Origin of the sequence: Gordonia prachuapensis (assembly GCF_036350515.1) — a bacterium.
Taxonomy (GTDB): Bacteria; Actinomycetota; Actinomycetes; order Mycobacteriales; family Mycobacteriaceae; genus Gordonia; species Gordonia prachuapensis.
On sequence record NZ_JAZDUE010000019.1, the window covers coordinates 58573 to 73543 of the forward strand.

Below are 14971 nucleotides of genomic sequence, written 5' to 3' on the forward strand. Positions count from 1 at the left end.
CAACTCAGAGGTACAACTCATGGCCAACACCTGGTTCGAATCCGTCGCCGAGGCGCACCGTCGCGCGAAGAAGCGCCTCCCCGCATCGGTGTACGGTGCGCTCGTCGCCGGTTCCGAGCAGGGTATGACCCTGCGCGACAACATCGATGCCTACAACGAGATCGGTTTCGCTCCGCACATCGGCGACCTACCGGACGAGCGAGATCTGTCCACCACGGTGATGGGACAGGACATTTCGATGCCGGTACTCATCTCCCCGACCGGAGTGCAGGCCGTTCATCCGGATGGCGAGCTCGCCGTGGCGCGGGCGTCGGCGGCTCGCGGAACCGCGATGGGCTTGAGTTCCTTCGGAAGTCGGCCGATCGAGGACGTGGTGGAGGCCAACCCGCAGACGTTCTTCCAGACGTACTGGGTCGGCGATCGCGAAGACATCGCGGGGCGGATGCAGCGCGCGAAGGACGCCGGCGCGAAGGGCATGATCGTCACCCTGGACTGGACCTTCTCCGAAGGCCGCGACTGGGGCAGCCCGTCCATTCCGGAACGGCTGGATCTCAAGACGATGGCCCGCTTTGCGCCTCAGGGGATGGCCCACCCGCGCTGGCTGTTGCGGTATCTACGTGCCGGTCACCTGCCGAATCTCAAGACCCCCAACGTCGATGCCGATCCGGATCCGGCCGCCGCACCGACGTTCTTCGGCGCCTACGGCGAGTGGATGCAGACCAAGCAGCCCCGCTGGGAGGACATCAGCTGGATGCGTGAGCAGTGGGACGGCCCGTTCATGATCAAGGGCGTGATGCGCATCGACGACGCGAAACGGGCCGTCGACGCCGGCGCCACCACGATCTCGGTGTCCAATCACGGCGGCAACAACATGGACGGAACACCGGCCACGCTACGTGCGCTGCCGGGGATCGCCGAGGCCGTCGGCGACGAGGTGGAAGTGCTGCTCGACGGCGGGGTCCGCCGCGGCAGCGACGTCGTCAAGGCGCTGTGTCTGGGCGCACGGGCGGTCATGATCGGGCGCGCCTACTTGTGGGGCCTGGCGGCCGAGGGGCAGGCCGGGGTCGAGAACGTCCTCGACATCCTGCGCAGCGACATCGACTCCATCCTGCTCGGGCTTCGGCGGCCATCGGTGCGCGAACTGACACGCGACGACATCATCGTGCCGCCCGGCTTCGGGGAGAAGCTGTCGTCGCGGACCACCGGCCCCGCGGAATCCGTGCGAGCGTGAACGAGCTCGGTGTTTGGCCGACGCCACAGCGGGTAATCGCAGCACACTGCGTCGAAGACCGCTCGGCGTCCACGAAGTGCCGACGTGAGGTATCGACAATGAATATCGCTCTCGGGCAAGAAGTACAGTTGCTGACGGCCGGCCGACCACGTATCGGATCTCGGCGGTGCGCCACTACCCGGTCGACTTCGTCGAGCTGGCGCCCGTCCACGGCGGCCAGAGCATCGGAATTCCGATGACGAAACTGGCGTCGATCCTGCGCCGTTCCGCCTGAGTCGGTGCCGCCGACGCGCGGGCACGCGCGCATGGAAAGATCGGCAAGATGGCTACCCTAAGGGAGTGGATCCAGGGCGCACGCCCGCGCACGCTGCCCAACGCCATCGCACCGGTGGTTGTCGGAGTCGGCGCGGTCGGCGATCTGGGTGAGGTCGTCTGGTGGAAGGCGGCATTGGCACTCGTCGTCGCGCTGGCGCTGATCATCGGGGTCAACTTCGCCAACGACTACTCCGACGGGGTGCGCGGCACCGACGACGACCGAGTCGGCCCGATGCGCCTGGTCGGCTCGGGCGCGGCCTCCCCCGGCGCCGTCAAGAGGGCGGCGTTCGCCTGTTTCGCCGTCGGCGCCATCTGCGGGCTGGTGCTGGCGATCAGCACCGCGTGGTGGCTGGTCGTCGTCGGCGCGATCTGTATCGCCGGCGCCTGGTTCTACACCGGCGGCAGCAAACCGTACGGCTACCTCGGGTTCGGCGAGGTCGCCGTGTTCACCTTCTTTGGTCTCGTCGCGGTGCTCGGCACCCAATACGTCGTCAGCGACTCGGTCGACTGGGTGGGGCTCCTGTGCGCCATCGCCGTCGGCTCCATCTCGTCGGCGGTGCTGGTGGTCAACAACCTCCGCGACATCCCCAGCGACACCGAGTCCGGCAAGATCACGCTTGCGGTTCGGCTCGGCGACAAGAGAACTCGTGTGCTGTTCGCCACATTGCTGGCGGTGCCACTGGTGATGAGCGTCGTGCTCGTCGCGGCCACGCCGTGGGCGCTCCTCGGGCTGCTCGCAGTGCCGCTGGTGTGGAAGGCGTACGCGCCGGTGCGTTCTGGCGCCACCGGGCCGGGTCTGATCCCATCACTCGGCGGAACCGGGCAGGCGATGCTGGTGTGGGCGGTGCTCACCGCGGTCGGATTGGTCGTCGGGTAGCGGCGGGCGACCCGCATCGACCGCGCATATCCTTGTCGCATGCGCGGATTCATTCTCACGTGACGACGCAGCTTCTGGTGCGAGGACCCAATCGTCGCCGCCGGCGTCGTCAGACTCTGGCCGCCGCCACCCTGTGCGTCCTGATGGTCGCGGCTCTCACCTTCGCGGCGCTCGGCCGCCAATTGTTCACCGAAGAGCATCAGGATGCGCTGCGGCCGGTCGACGCCATCGTCGTCCTCGGCGGTGAGCACGACGGCCGCGAAGACTACGGCCTGGAACTCGCGGCCGAAGGATATGCCGACACGGTCCTGATCTCCGATCCGTATCGGCCCTACGATCCCGACGACGCGCGAATCATGGACCGCGTCTGCAACGCGGGGACCGACTCGATCGAGGTCATCTGCTTTGCGCCCGACCCGTCGACCACACGCGGCGAGGCGATGTTCACCCAACGGATGGCCATCGAGCGCGGCTGGGAGTCGGTCATCGTGGTGAGCTGGCGCTATCACATGGTGCGGGCTCGCTACGTCTTCGGCCAGTGCTCCGATCGCGATGTCGTCATGCGCAGTGTGCCGCGCGACTATTCGCGGTCGCTGGCCGACTGGGCGCACGTCTATGCCTATCAGTACGGCGCACTCGTCAAGGCGGCGGTGCTGGGGTGTGACGGGTGACGGTCCCCTCGTCGACTGGGCGCCGTTTTCCGTCGACTGGGCGCCGTTTTCCGTCGACTGGGCGCCATTCTTTGTCGACTGTGCGCTGCTTTCCATCGACTGGGCGCCGTTCTCCGTTGACTGTGCGCTGCTTTCCATCGACTGTGCGCCGTTTTCCGTCGACTGTGCGCGACTTCCGTTGGTCTGTCCGCACCGGCAGATCGCGGACGAAGGGTGGCGCCTCGTAGGCGTAGCGCAGCACCGGGACGTCGCGAATCGCCCGCCGGATCAGCAGCGAGATCGCGACGGCGGCGGCCATCACCACCACCGGCAGCACCGGACGCACCACGTCGAGCGCGGTTGTGTCGGCAACCCGGCTCAGCAGGCTGGTCAGCGCGCCGATGACCAGGACGTGCGCCACGTAGATCGGTAGGGTCTGCCGGCCGATCCAGCCGGCGGGTCGTCCCAGCGGCTCGCCCCTGTCGATCGTGCGCGACAGCAGCAGTCCTGCGGCCAGCGCGAGGATCGCGAGAACGAACAGCGATCCGGGCAGGTTCTCGATGCCCAGTACGGCGACGACGGCATAGCCCACCCCGAACACGGCCAGTGCGACACCGGCTGCGACGATCCCGCAACGCTGCACCGCCGGGATGATCCGATCGCGGAAATGGCAGGCGACCAGGAAGAACACGAAGTACTGCAGCATCCCGTCGTAGCTGATCTTGCCGACCGTCGCGCCTGCGAAGAACGGCACCGACACCGCCCCGGCCGCTGCGATCTGCAGCCACAGTGGGACCCGCAGGACGTCGAGCAGTTTGGCGACGACGAAGAACACCACGAGGGCGTGCAGAAACCACAGGCCGGTCTGCGGCCACAGCGGCGCGACCGCCAGCCGCAGCAGCTTGGTCTCGTCGAGCGGCAGCGGCGAGTCGACGATGTGGAAGAACCCGAACCGCACGACGCTCCACACCGCGAACACCCAGACCAGCAGGGCCAGGCGGGTTTGCCAGAGACGCGCCCAGGGTCGGCGGATGACGCTGAGTGCAAAAAGTCCGGATGCGAAGAAGAACAACGGCATCCGGAATACGACGAAGACGTCGTCGATGTCCGCCCAGACGTCGCCGGCCAGGCCGGCCGCCGTCAAGAACAGAATTGAATGATGAAGTGCCACAAGAAGTATGGCGATGGCTTTGGCGATGTCGACCCAACGGGTCCGTGCTGTGGATGTCCCCCGACTCACCGGGCCAATTGTCGTCCGGGTCGGTCAGTCGCGCATCTCGAGCGGCGGGGAGGGACGTGATCAGGCCCAGTCGACGGGAAGTAGCGCCCAGTCAACGGGAAGTGGCACCCAGTCGACCGAAAGTAGCGCCCAGTCGACGGGAAATGGCGCCCAGTGGACCGGGTCGGCGACCGGCCTACGGGGGTCAGCGGCCGGCGACTGGGGTCAGCGGCCGGTCGACGGAGGCCGCTGCTGGACCAGGCGAACCTGGCGATCGAGTCCGCCGTCGACGCTCGCGGCGATCTCGTTGAGCGTGGTGTAGCCGTCCTCGATGGCCCGCACGAGCAGGGCGATCTTGGTGGTGGCGGGCCGTCCGGCGTCGCGGTACTTGTTGCGGATGCGCACCAGGTGGGTGCGGACGGTGGCGTCGGTGATGAAGAGCTCGCGCGCGATGTCGCGCATCGGCCGGTCGGCCACCCAGCGCACCAAGACGTCGACCTCGCGGTCGCTCAACACTGGCGGCGAATAGTGGTGCCGTACAGCTGGATTCGTCATCGATCGTCTCTCTCGCATCCGGATTCTGAATTCGACGTTACAAAAAGTGGATGAGACGGGACAGACGCATCTTCTCGCGCCCCCAGAAATGGGGGCACGGTCAACAGAACGTATGAACGGCTCCGTGCCGGTCGATCTCCGACCGCACACTCGTCCCGTCGACGCGGCGATGCAGTACCGACGCAGCGACGTCGCGGTCCGGTGGGGACAGACGCACGTAGACCTGGCCTTCACGCGCATCGTCGAGGACCCGTGTGGCCAGGTCGCTGACCGCGGACGCCACCCGCGGATCGATCGGGCGGACATCGCCGTCAGCGGTGTCGACCCGGAAGTCGTCGATGAAGACCACCTCGACACCGTTCCGGCGGGCCTGATACGCCGGTTCGTCGAGGTCGAGGGCTGACATCAGCGGTGCCCGCAACCGGTCCCGCAGGTGCGCCTCGAGCAGGGCGCAGTCGATGCGCTCGTCCGCGGTGAGGTCGGCACCCGAGGCGATCCGTTCGAGCATGGGACGGGCGACCTTGTCGAGCATCCGGACCTGGGTGGCGCGTTCGTCGTCGGCGGCGGCTTCCGCGGCCAGCCGCGCCACCTGGGTCATCGTCTGCGCGCGCAGCGCGAACACGGCCCGCGCCGTCGGCCGCAGGGTGAACGAGAAGAGGGTGGCCATCGTCAGCGGGGCGATCGCGATGGCGACGATTGCGGCACTGCCGAGGATCGGTTCGCCGACCGAGTGTCCCCACCAGCCGTAGACGACGGCTTCGGCGGCCAGGCCCAGCCAGGGCGCCACCCGCCGACCCCCGCACACACATGAAGCAGTACACGGCGTCGATGCCGCTGTGCGCCCAGCCCAGCAAGATCGCCGATGCCGTGGCGCTCGGCGTCACCGACAGTGTGCAGAAGCACGCGATGGGCCCGGCGAGGGTCAACGCGATGGTGGCCGCACGCGGGAGGGGATCGCCGGGCACCACCACGATCGCCACCACGGCGGCGGAGATGATGACTCCGGCCAGCGCCATCGGCCAAACCGCGGTGACGTCGCCGACGGAGTACGCGATCACGATCCATGTGGACGCGAGAAAGATGCCGACGACGAGCCATGCGCCGGGCTGACGCATCCCCAGCAGGTCTCGAACGTCCTCACGCCCGTTGGTGACGGCGAAGTCCGTGGTGGTCATCCGGCCCATCCCAGATGCACGCGGGTGCCGACGCCGACGCGGGAGTCGATCTCGGCGACGCCGCCGGCCACCCGCTCCATCCGGCCGAGGATGCTGACGGCCATTCCCATCCTCGTGGGTGGCACGTCGGCGGGGTCGAAGCCCTGACCATCGTCGGCGACGTCGACGTCCGGGGCTCCGGCGCGGGCCCGGACCGTCACCGACACCGCGGCGTCGGGTCCCGCATGGCGCAGGCTGTTGCGGACGGCCTCGGCGGCGGCCGCGGCCATCGCTGTGATCGCCTCACCCGGGTAGGTCGCGGAGGGGTCGCTCTCGCGCAGGGTGACGGGCACCGCGGGCTCCACGAGTCCGACTGCCGCACGGATCTGGCCGACGGCCACATCGGCGGTGACGACGGCGTTGCCGTTCCCGGCCGCCGCCTGTTCGACGGCGGCGATCGCGGCGCGCGCCTCGGCGGCCAGTTCGGGTGAGGCACCCTGGCGTGCCGCCGACAGCAGGGTGGACATCACGTTGTCGTGGGTGAGGGCGTCGAAGCGATTGCGTTCGGCCGTCCGCGCGTTGAGCGCAGCGGCATCGGCGGTGGCGGCGTACGCCTCGGCGTGTGTCCGGTCGAGGAGCGCCGCGGTCCGGATCGCCATCACGGCCGCGGCGACGAAGATCAGCGAAAAGGCGTATGCCCAGACGATGTCGGCGACGAGCGGCCCGTTGTACTGGGATGGCCGGACGACCTGACCGATCGACAGCGTCATCGCGATGGCCACCGCCAGATGCCCCAGGGCGATCGCCGGACGGAAGGCCATTGCCGCCGCGATTGCGGCCAGACCGGGGAACTGGGAGAACCAGATGCCGCGGACGTTGTCGATCTGCTCTCCGTTCCACGCCGGCCACCACAGCGCGGCCGCGACGATGAACCCGATGGCCGCCGATGCCGCCACGAACCTCGTGGTCCGCGGGTCGCCCCACCAGCCGACCGGACCGAGCATCAGCCCGGTCCCGAAGATCAGCACGATCGCGAGCACCGACCACCACGGCGCCATGTACGGCAGCGACTCGACGAGCAGCGGCGCGGTCATCACCGCGTAGGCGAGATAGCCCACGGCGACGAACACCGCCACCAAACGAAGGATCTGCCGGCCTGCCTGGTCGTCGTGCTCGACGGGTGTTGCGCCTACCGACGAAAGCGCCGCGGTATCGGCAGCCATCCGTCCTCGATCGCACGCTTGTAGAGGTCGGTCTTGGTGGGAGCCGGCCGCCCGGCCGTGTTGTATCGCCCGCGAATCCGGTTGACGTAGTCGGTCACGGTCTCGGGCGAGATGTCGAGTTCCCGGGCGACGCGCGCCGACGATTCGCCGGCGGCATACAGTTCGAGCACTCGACGCAGCTGGGGCGACAGGTCGACGAAGCCGGGGTCGGAGTCGATGGCCGCGGCCCAGTCCACGCTCGGCACGGTGTCGCCGGCGAGGGCGCGGCGCATGGCGGCGAGCAGGTCTTCCTCGCGCGCATTCTTGCGGACGACGCCCATCACGCCCGCGCTCGCGGCCTGCCGGACGAGGTAGATCTCGTCGCCCGAGGTGTAGACGAGCGTCGGTATCCCGGCCTCCTTGAGGGTGTCGATGTTCGAGACCGGGGAGGTTCCGTCGCCGAGCCGGAGGTCGAGCAGCACCATGTCGAGGTCGGTGGTCACCGCGAGCAGCGCGTCGACGGTGGCGGCGCCGGCGACGACGTCCATGTCGGCTTGTTCGTCGAGGGTGGCCCGCAATCCGCGAACAATTTGCTCGTGATCGTCCACGACTCCGATGCGCCACACCCCGCGGGGCGATTCGGTCATGTCGACCATCATCTCCGATGGCTCTGACACGGGTGCAGGGGATTCGATTCGATCGGTAATGAACTGTGATGAACCGGTCGGATGATCGGACGATCAGGTGGTCGGCCGCCGGGCCGCTTCGGCCGGGCGCAGCGCCCATCCGGGCACCCAGTGGGTCACCTTCTCCTGACGATCGCGCGCGGTGATGGTGTAGGTGACCTTGCCGTACCACTCACCCCATTCCGACCGGGCCCACGCGGTGAGCACCCCGAGATGCACGGACCGGATCTGCAGTCCGTCGGGGAAGTACTCGCCGTTGTGGTGCGGGGTCTGCGGGTACAGCGCGTTGAGATCGATGAGCACCGCCTTGTGGCCGACCGGGAAGAACACCGGCCGTCGTGGCTGGCCGCTGTCGCCGCCGATCCACTTCATACCCACACTCGAACATTAGTTCGAGTGTGGGTATGACTCAACTCGCTGCGGTCCTGTCAGGCCCCGAGGTGATCAGACGCCGGCGGCGTCCGGCAAGCTCGCCTCGACGGCTGCTCTCAGGTCGTCGGGCGTGGTCGCCGACTCGATCACTGCGCGTGACGCATCGTCGGCGATGTCGATGATCGCCAGGAGCAGGTACTCGGAGCGAAGTCGACGGTCGCCACGCTCGCGGGCGATCTCGACGGCCCTGCTCAGGACCTCGCGGGTCTGCGGTGCGAATCGTGGGCGGTTGCCCCGTCCGCGCGGGCCGCGGCGTCCGCGTCCCGGTTCCCACGGGCCGTCGTCGGCGAACGGTCCGCCGGGGCCGAAGCCGCCCGACCCGAAACCACTTGGCCCGAAAGCGCCGGGCCCGAAGCCGCCCGGTCCGAATCCGGCCTCCGGGCCGAAGCCACGTGGGTCGGGACCGCCGTGCGGTCCGCATCCCCGGTGGGGTCCATGGCCATGCCGGTGGCCCCTCCCCCGGCCTCGACGGCCACCGGGGCCGCGTCCCGGACGCTGAGCCCAGCCCTCGGACAGGTCCTCGCCGAAGCGGCCGCGGACCGCCTCGCGGACCTTGTCGAGGTCGATGCCGATGCTGCGCAGGGCTTCTCGGTCTTCCTCGTAGCGCTGCTGCGCGGAATCGTCGTCGCTTGTTGCGGCCTCGTCGGTCGCGTCGTCGTGCTCGGCGTGGAACTTCTGCGCCGCCTCGCGGGCCGTCACCAGGTTCAGGCCCTGCTCGGTGAGCAGGGTGAACAGCGGGCTGCGGGCGTTGCAGAGCATGCCCAGGACGAGGTGGTCGTTGCCGAGCTGCCGGTGACCCAGGTCGCCGGCCTCTTGCATGGCGAATGCGATGAGCATTCTGTCGTCGCGTGTGAATCGCTCAAACATTGTTCGTGTCTCCTTCCGGTCCGCTCTCGCGGGCCTCGCGGTGTGCATGTTTCTGGTGCACGGCCTGGCGGCTGATCTGCAGGACTTCTGCGATCGATTGCCAGCTCCAGCCGTTGGCGCGGGCGTTGGCCACCTGGACGTCCTCGAGTCGGTCGGCCAGGGTGCGCAACGCGCGGACGGCGGCAAGGCCCCGGGCCGGGTCGTCACTCGCGGCGGCTCCGGCCACGTCGGTGGGGTCCTGTTCGTCGTGCATGGTTGTCAGGTTATGTTGACGAATCGCGGTTGTCAAGAATTATTGACAGAGTCTTCTGGCTAGCCGCGTGGATACGGGGTGGGTTGCTCGCCGAGGATCACGGCGACGACGTTGCGGAAGGCGTCCGACGCGGGGTCCTGCCAGTAGTCGCCGTGCCCGCGGATGCCCTCGACCGGTGTGCGACGACCGTCCGGATCGGCACCGTGCAGTCCGGTGTCCATCCGATGGACGCCGGGCGCGGTGTCGGGGTCGTCGCCGTGCGGGTTGCCGGGCAACGACTGCACGAGGTGGATGGGATCGCCGGGAGCGGTCATCGAATACCGCTCGACCTCGGGGTTGGGGTTGCGCCACGGCCCGTCGAAGACCCCGGTGCCCGCCGACGACGCGTAGATCACCCGGTCGGCGCGCAGTCCGAGTTGTTCGGCGGACCCCACCACCGAACCGCCGTAGGAGTGGCCGATGACCGTGGTTGCCGCGCCGGGTGCGGTCTCGGCGATCTCGGCGTCGAGCTCGGCCGCGAAGGCCACCAGGTCGGGTGCCATCTCTCGTGCGAATCGCGGGTCGACCGCCGAGTCGTCGACGGACTCGACGACCCCGCCGGCGAAACCCAGTGCCTGTCCGAGTGGTCCGGCGAAGGTGCCGAGCAGCGCGCCCCGCGCGGCCGCTTCCCCGAGACCCTCGAAGCCGGTGGTCAGGGGTAGGTCGCCGTCGAGGTAGACGAGGACCGGGCCGCCGGTGGCCCGGGCGAGTTCGGTTGCCACGTCAGTGGTTGTCGCGCTGGAGTCGAGGTCGGCGCCCGTGCCGGGTACCAGGATCGCCGCGTTGCGGATGGTGGGGCCGAGTTCGCCGACCATCTCGATGAAGTGGCCGTGTCCGGTCGGGTCGAAGGCGATGAACCGTCGTCGGGTGCCGTCGGCGAGCGGTCGGAGGAAGTCCTCGAGCCGGCGTGCCCGCGGACCGTCGCCGCGGCCGGCGGTACGTTCGGCATCAAGCGCGGCGCGGATCGTGACGTCGTTGGCGGCGGCGCGCAGCTCGAAGTCGACGCCGTCGAGGTTGCCGATGATGTGCGGATCGGCCAACATCACCTGTCGACGGTCGGCATCGGTCAAGCGGGACAGGAACTCTCGCCGGGTTCGTGGTGTCATCAGGGTCAATGCGGTGACGACGCGTTCAGGGTCGGCGGTCCTTCCGTCGGGCAGGCGGATGCCGCCGGTGTCGGCGGTGTCCGCGAGGGCCGCCACCAGCTGCTCCAGGCGCGCGCCGTGTCGTTCGTCGATGGCGTCGATCATGCTGATGCCCTGCAGGATTCGCGCCTCGACGACCGTCGCCTGCTCGACCCGCCCGGCGGGGTCGGTGACCGTCCCATGGTCGGTGACGACGAATCCGTCGGCCACCGCTCCGTCGATCTCGCGGAGCAGCCACTCGCGCGCGGACGCGAGTTCGGCGCCGGCGAGAGCCGCTTCGTCGGCGATCCGAGTGAGTGCTTTTCGTGCCTCATCGACGCCGGCCTGCTCGGCGGCGGCATGCTGAACCACGGCGTCATGCGTTGCGCCGAGCCACCGGACGTCGTCGAGGACGCGCCCTACCGCCTGCACCGAGGAACTCAGCAACTCCGCGATCGCCGCGATGTCGGCGCCCGCGGCGGTGACCGCGTCCGGCTGCCACTGCCGCAGCTCCGAAATCGTCGGACGCATCAGCGATCTGCCGATATCGCCCGTCCCGACGCGTCGTCGGCGTCGCGCACCGTCGCGGTGAACCCGGTGAGGGCTCCACCCATCTCCTCGAGTCTCCCGCGCAGCGACCCGACGATGCGCACCACGGGTTCGTCGACCGCCCGGAGCGCGGCGACGACTCGGCACGACGGTGACGACATCGATTCCGCGACAGCGATGTTCATCATTCCGACGCAGTGCTCCTGGGTCCGACAGACATGCGCGAGCCGGTCGATCTCCTCGGGGACGACGACCATCATCGGTGACTCCTAGCCCGCCGCGAGGCGAAAGAAATGCGAGAACTGGAGTTTGGACGCAGCAGAGCGCCGGCTGGTTCCCGTGACCTTTCTGCTGTAGCGGGTAGGCTGCGCCGCATGGGACTACGAGCGTTGACGCTGGTGCACAACGTGCTGCCGGAGTACCGGCGCGCGATCGTCGGGTCACTGCTGCCGGCGATGGAGCGGCGCGGTATGGAGGTGGAAATAGTCGCCGCCGACGAGGCCGAGTCATTCCCGTCGCCCGACGACGTGGATCTGGTGGTGGTGACCGGGTCGGCCGACTCGGTGCACGACGAATCGCTGGCGTGGATCGACAAGGAGCGACAGTACCTACGCGAGGTGATGGCCGCCGACGTCCCGATCTACGGCATCTGCTTCGGCGGGCAGATCCTGGCGAGCGCACTCGGCGGCACCGTCCGGCCCAGCGAGCGGCCCGAGCACGGCTTCATCCCGGTCGAGACGACGCGACCCGACCTGGTGGCCGAAGGACCGTGGATGGAGTACCACTACGACGTGCTCGACGTACCCGAGCATGTCGAGGTGATCGCACGCAACGACGCCGGAGTGCAGGCGTTCGTCAGCGGTCCGCACCTCGGGGTGCAGTTCCACCCGGAGATCAGCTCCGAGTGCTTCGTCGCCTGGAAGGCCGGGTTCTCGGGCCCGAAGTCCGACATGTCCGGCCACGACGTCGATCTGGTGGCGATGGCCGCGTCGATCGCCGAACGTGAGAAGTCCGCCGCCGCCGACTGCGACGACCTGTTCGAGCGGTTCCTGGCGCACGCGGGGCTGGCCTCCCCCACGCCGGTCGAGTAGCCGAGGAGCTTGCGACGAGGCGTATCGAGACCCACCCCACCGCACCTCCCCGCCGCTGGTCGAGTAGCCACGTGCGAGCTTGCGAGCCCGAGGCGTATCGAGACCCCCGTACCTCCCGCTGGTCGAGTAGCCACGTGCGAGCTTGCGAGCCCGAGGCGTATCGAGACCCCCGCCCCACCCCACCTACTCGTCCAGAATCGACTCGCTGATATTCATCCGCGACGCCCGCATCGCCGGCACCAGCGCACCGATGATGCACAACCCGCAGGCGATGGAGACGAACAACAGCGTCGACGGCCGGGGCGCGTAGGCGATGTCGATCGACGTCGTCGCCGAGAGAATCTTGTCGGCCAGGAAGTGCAGTGCCCCACCGAGGATCACGCCGGTGGCCGATCCGATGAGTGCGACGCCGGCGGCCTCGGCCACCACCATCCGCGACACGAATCGCCGCGATGCTCCCATCGCGCGTAGCACTCCGAGTTCGCGGCGCCGCTCGATCACCGACAGCAGCAACGTGTTGAGCAGGGCCACGGCCGCCGCCAAGGCGACGATCCACTGGATGGCCACGGTGAACGCGCCGGCCTGCTCGGCCTGAGCCTGGGCCGCCTCGAGCGCCTCGTCGCCCGAGTGCACGAATACCTCTCGGCCGTTGCCCAATTCGTACTCGGCGGCCACGGCGTCGAGCCGCTGTTCGATCTCGGCCTGGTCGGCGGCCGGGTCCGTGGAGATCTGCAGGTAGGCGTCGCCGGGCCGGTCGAACCATTCGGACAGAAGCGAATTCGACATGGCCGCGGTACCGGAACCGATCGAGATGTAATTGACGGTGTCGCGGACGATGATGTCGCGGTAGCCAGACGGGGTGGCCATCCGCAGTGTGTCGCCGACTCCGACGTCGAGGCTGCGGGCGAGGACGGTGGACAACAGCATGCCGTCGCCGTCGATCACCTGCTGCAACGCGGCCGGGTCGGCCTTTTTCACGAACGGCGCCAACGAGTTCGGTTCGAGCCCCTGCACGAAGATCTGCGCCTCGTCGACGTTGATCTCGGCCCACTGGGCCCCGACGACCTCGGTGACGCCGGGGATCTCCGCCACCTGCGATGCGAGCTCGGGCGGTAGCGCCGGGCCGGTGGGCAGTCCTCCGCTGTCGGCCGACGACACGTAGAAGTCCGGGTCGGCGAGGCCGTCGAGCGAACCCGAAATCGAGCTGACCAGGTTGTCGAGGGCGCCGGAGGTGCCCATGCCGACGGTGACGGCCACCGCAACCGTCATCAGCGTCGCCCAGGCCCGACGCGGTGCGCGTTCGGTGTTGACCGCGGCGAGCTGTCCGGGACCGCCGAACCGGCGCGACAGCGCGACGACGAGCCGGACCAGCGGACCGGTGAGCGCGAAGCTGAGCAGGAGCCCGCCGATCGCGAACACGGCACCGCCGAGGATCGCTGGCCTACCGGGCACGGTGGTGGCCACGAACCAGGACGCGACCAGCAAGGTCACCCCGACGACGGCCGCGATCCACACGCTGCGGCGGGCCTTGCCGGTGGTGTCAGCGACCTCACCGGCCACCATCGCTTCCACCGGCGACACCGCGAACACCGACCGGGCGGCCAGGGTGGTCGCCGCGACACACGCCAGGATGCACGCGATGATCGCGACGATCGGCGCATACACGGGCAGGTGATAGCCGACGGCCGTGGCCATTTGGTCGTTCGCCGTCTCGGGGAATTGTGCGATCGCCCACCGGCCGGCAAGGATGCCGATGGGGACGCCGATGGCTCCGCCGACCAGACCGAACAGCGCCGACTCCCCCAGCAGATCACCGACGAGATGCCCGCGTCGGGCGCCGAGCGCCCGCATCATCGCCAGCGATCGCCGTCGCGACGCGACGGCCATGTTCATGGTGTTGAACACCAGGAAGCCGGCGATGACCAGCGAGATCAGGGACACGAGCAGCGTCGCGTCGCGGGTGACGGAGCTGGCGGTCTCGGCCTGCTCGGCGCGAAAACCGGGGTCCACCACCACTGCTCGGCCGTCGACGACGTCGGACACCGACGACTTGAGAGCTGTTATGTCGGCGCCCGGTTCGGCGACGATCAGGATGGAGTCGAGCTTGCCCTCTTGCGACGCGAGTCGCTGCGCGAGCCCGAGGTAGGCGAAGACGAAGTTGCCGCGGTTGAGGACGGCGGCCTGCTCGCCGTCGATCACCGAGATCACTTCCACGTCAACACCGTTGATGGTCAGCCGCTGCCCTTCGGACAGTCCGGTGCCGGATCCGGCGATGATGCCGTTGTCCAGCTCCTGCTCTGCGACACCGGAGTTCTGCTGCTGCGCCACCGCCTGTTGGAGTTCACCGGACAACGACGTGACGCGGAAATCCGAACCGAGCAGCGCGATGTCGCGGTCGTCGATGACGACGGTGTTGCGGATCAGCGGCACCACCGATCGTGCGTCGGGCACCTCGCGGCGGATCTCGGTGGCGAGTTCGTCGTCGATGCCGGAGTCGGCGATGGCGGCGACCTCGACCTGCGCGGTGCCGGCGATGGCGGCGTTGACCTGCCGCACCGACTCGGTGAGCGACCCGTAGAGTCCGAGCACCGAGACCAGCAGCGCCGACGCCACGATCACCACCAGTAGCGAGGTGGTCACCCGCAGGCGGTGGGTGCGGATCTCACGCAGATTCAGCACCCGGATCCGCGACAGACCCGATGCGATCGACCGGACCGGATTCATGCG

At 68.7% G+C, this 14971-nt stretch carries 14 protein-coding genes and 1 pseudogene; 4 read left to right on the top strand and 11 right to left on the bottom strand.

The features are described from left to right. Nucleotides 1-19: 19 nt before the first annotated feature. The 3 genes from mftD to V1Y59_RS20065 all read left to right on the top strand — a co-directional run bounded on the left by mftD (nt 20) and on the right by V1Y59_RS20065 (nt 3094). Nucleotides 20-1231 carry a pre-mycofactocin synthase MftD gene (mftD, locus tag V1Y59_RS20055; RefSeq protein ID WP_330506810.1) on the top strand — a complete coding sequence of 404 codons (1212 nt, stop codon included), beginning with the start codon at nt 20-22 and terminating at the stop codon, nt 1229-1231. 322 nt (nt 1232-1553) lie between these two features. Further along, a complete protein-coding gene (locus tag V1Y59_RS20060; RefSeq protein ID WP_330506811.1) occupies nt 1554-2423 on the top strand; it encodes a 1,4-dihydroxy-2-naphthoate polyprenyltransferase in 870 nt (289 codons plus the stop codon). A gap of 143 nt (nt 2424-2566) precedes the next feature. Then, nucleotides 2567-3094: a YdcF family protein gene (locus V1Y59_RS20065; protein WP_330506846.1), complete on the top strand. Its 528-nt coding sequence runs from the start codon at nt 2567-2569 to the stop codon at nt 3092-3094. On the opposite strand, the gene V1Y59_RS20070 is transcribed toward V1Y59_RS20065, so the two are convergent. The 10 genes and pseudogenes from V1Y59_RS20070 to V1Y59_RS20120 form a co-directional block, all read right to left on the bottom strand. Continuing rightward, a complete protein-coding gene (locus V1Y59_RS20070; RefSeq protein ID WP_330506812.1) occupies nt 3063-4313 on the bottom strand; it encodes an acyltransferase in 1251 nt (416 codons plus the stop codon). The two genes, V1Y59_RS20065 and V1Y59_RS20070, sit on opposite strands and share 32 nt — an antisense overlap. A gap of 204 nt (nt 4314-4517) precedes the next feature. Further along, the gene (locus tag V1Y59_RS20075; protein ID WP_330433087.1) at nt 4518-4847 is read right to left on the bottom strand and encodes a response regulator transcription factor; all 330 of its coding nucleotides are present in this window, start codon (nt 4845-4847) and stop codon (nt 4518-4520) included. Nucleotides 4848-4947: 100 nt separating this feature from the next. Further along, nucleotides 4948-6031 (bottom strand): annotated as a pseudogene (locus V1Y59_RS23735) (hypothetical protein). Continuing rightward, nucleotides 6019-7224 (bottom strand): ATP-binding protein, encoded by a 1206-nt coding sequence (locus V1Y59_RS20090; protein ID WP_330506816.1) that lies wholly within the window; start codon nt 7222-7224, stop codon nt 6019-6021. The pseudogene V1Y59_RS23735 and the gene V1Y59_RS20090 overlap by 13 nt, the downstream one beginning before the upstream one ends. Then, nucleotides 7191-7850 (bottom strand): response regulator transcription factor, encoded by a 660-nt coding sequence (locus V1Y59_RS20095; RefSeq protein ID WP_330506817.1) that lies wholly within the window; start codon nt 7848-7850, stop codon nt 7191-7193. Before V1Y59_RS20095 ends, V1Y59_RS20090 begins: the two co-directional genes overlap by 34 nt. A 93-nt stretch (nt 7851-7943) precedes the next feature. Continuing rightward, on the bottom strand, nt 7944-8261 hold the full coding sequence (locus V1Y59_RS20100; RefSeq protein ID WP_330506847.1) for a hypothetical protein: 318 nt from the start codon (nt 8259-8261) through the stop codon (nt 7944-7946). A gap of 72 nt (nt 8262-8333) precedes the next feature. Beyond that, nucleotides 8334-9188, bottom strand: coding sequence for a Clp protease N-terminal domain-containing protein (locus V1Y59_RS20105; RefSeq protein ID WP_330506818.1), 855 nt, complete (start codon nt 9186-9188; stop codon nt 8334-8336). Next, nucleotides 9181-9441, bottom strand: a complete 261-nt coding sequence (locus V1Y59_RS20110; protein ID WP_330433092.1) for a helix-turn-helix domain-containing protein — start codon at nt 9439-9441, stop codon at nt 9181-9183. The genes V1Y59_RS20105 and V1Y59_RS20110 overlap by 8 nt, the downstream gene beginning before the upstream one ends. A 59-nt stretch (nt 9442-9500) precedes the next feature. Then, on the bottom strand, nt 9501-11135 hold the full coding sequence (locus V1Y59_RS20115; protein WP_330506819.1) for an alpha/beta hydrolase: 1635 nt from the start codon (nt 11133-11135) through the stop codon (nt 9501-9503). After that, the gene (locus V1Y59_RS20120) at nt 11135-11413 is read right to left on the bottom strand and encodes a hypothetical protein (RefSeq protein WP_330506820.1); all 279 of its coding nucleotides are present in this window, start codon (nt 11411-11413) and stop codon (nt 11135-11137) included. The genes V1Y59_RS20115 and V1Y59_RS20120 overlap by 1 nt, the downstream gene beginning before the upstream one ends. 114 nt (nt 11414-11527) lie before the next feature. Between V1Y59_RS20120 and V1Y59_RS20125 the strand changes: the two genes are divergently transcribed. Then, nucleotides 11528-12244 (top strand): type 1 glutamine amidotransferase, encoded by a 717-nt coding sequence (locus tag V1Y59_RS20125; protein ID WP_330506821.1) that lies wholly within the window; start codon nt 11528-11530, stop codon nt 12242-12244. Between the two features lie 183 nt (nt 12245-12427). Here V1Y59_RS20125 and V1Y59_RS20130 read toward each other — a convergent pair whose 3' ends face one another. Then, nucleotides 12428-14968 carry an FtsX-like permease family protein gene (locus tag V1Y59_RS20130; RefSeq protein ID WP_330506848.1) on the bottom strand — a complete coding sequence of 847 codons (2541 nt, stop codon included), beginning with the start codon at nt 14966-14968 and terminating at the stop codon, nt 12428-12430. Nucleotides 14969-14971 lie beyond the last annotated feature (3 nt).

Excerpts from the sequence above, each read along its gene's own strand:
- V1Y59_RS20110 (WP_330433092.1), bottom strand. The coding sequence starts at position 9,441 with ATGCACGACGAACAGGACCCCACCGACGTGGCCGGAGCCGCCGCGAGT.
- mftD (WP_330506810.1), top strand. The coding sequence starts at position 20 with ATGGCCAACACCTGGTTCGAATCCGTCGCCGAGGCGCACCGTCGCGCG.
- V1Y59_RS20090 (WP_330506816.1), bottom strand. The coding sequence starts at position 7,224 with ATGGCTGCCGATACCGCGGCGCTTTCGTCGGTAGGCGCAACACCCGTC.
- V1Y59_RS20125 (WP_330506821.1), top strand. The coding sequence starts at position 11,528 with ATGGGACTACGAGCGTTGACGCTGGTGCACAACGTGCTGCCGGAGTAC.
- V1Y59_RS20060 (WP_330506811.1), top strand. The coding sequence starts at position 1,554 with ATGGCTACCCTAAGGGAGTGGATCCAGGGCGCACGCCCGCGCACGCTG.
- V1Y59_RS20115 (WP_330506819.1), bottom strand. The coding sequence starts at position 11,135 with ATGCGTCCGACGATTTCGGAGCTGCGGCAGTGGCAGCCGGACGCGGTC.
- V1Y59_RS20105 (WP_330506818.1), bottom strand. The coding sequence starts at position 9,188 with ATGTTTGAGCGATTCACACGCGACGACAGAATGCTCATCGCATTCGCC.
- V1Y59_RS20095 (WP_330506817.1), bottom strand. The coding sequence starts at position 7,850 with ATGACCGAATCGCCCCGCGGGGTGTGGCGCATCGGAGTCGTGGACGAT.
- V1Y59_RS20075 (WP_330433087.1), bottom strand. The coding sequence starts at position 4,847 with ATGACGAATCCAGCTGTACGGCACCACTATTCGCCGCCAGTGTTGAGC.
- V1Y59_RS20065 (WP_330506846.1), top strand. The coding sequence starts at position 2,567 with ATGGTCGCGGCTCTCACCTTCGCGGCGCTCGGCCGCCAATTGTTCACC.
- V1Y59_RS20100 (WP_330506847.1), bottom strand. The coding sequence starts at position 8,261 with ATGAAGTGGATCGGCGGCGACAGCGGCCAGCCACGACGGCCGGTGTTC.
- V1Y59_RS20120 (WP_330506820.1), bottom strand. The coding sequence starts at position 11,413 with ATGATGGTCGTCGTCCCCGAGGAGATCGACCGGCTCGCGCATGTCTGT.
- V1Y59_RS20130 (WP_330506848.1), bottom strand. The coding sequence starts at position 14,968 with ATGAATCCGGTCCGGTCGATCGCATCGGGTCTGTCGCGGATCCGGGTG.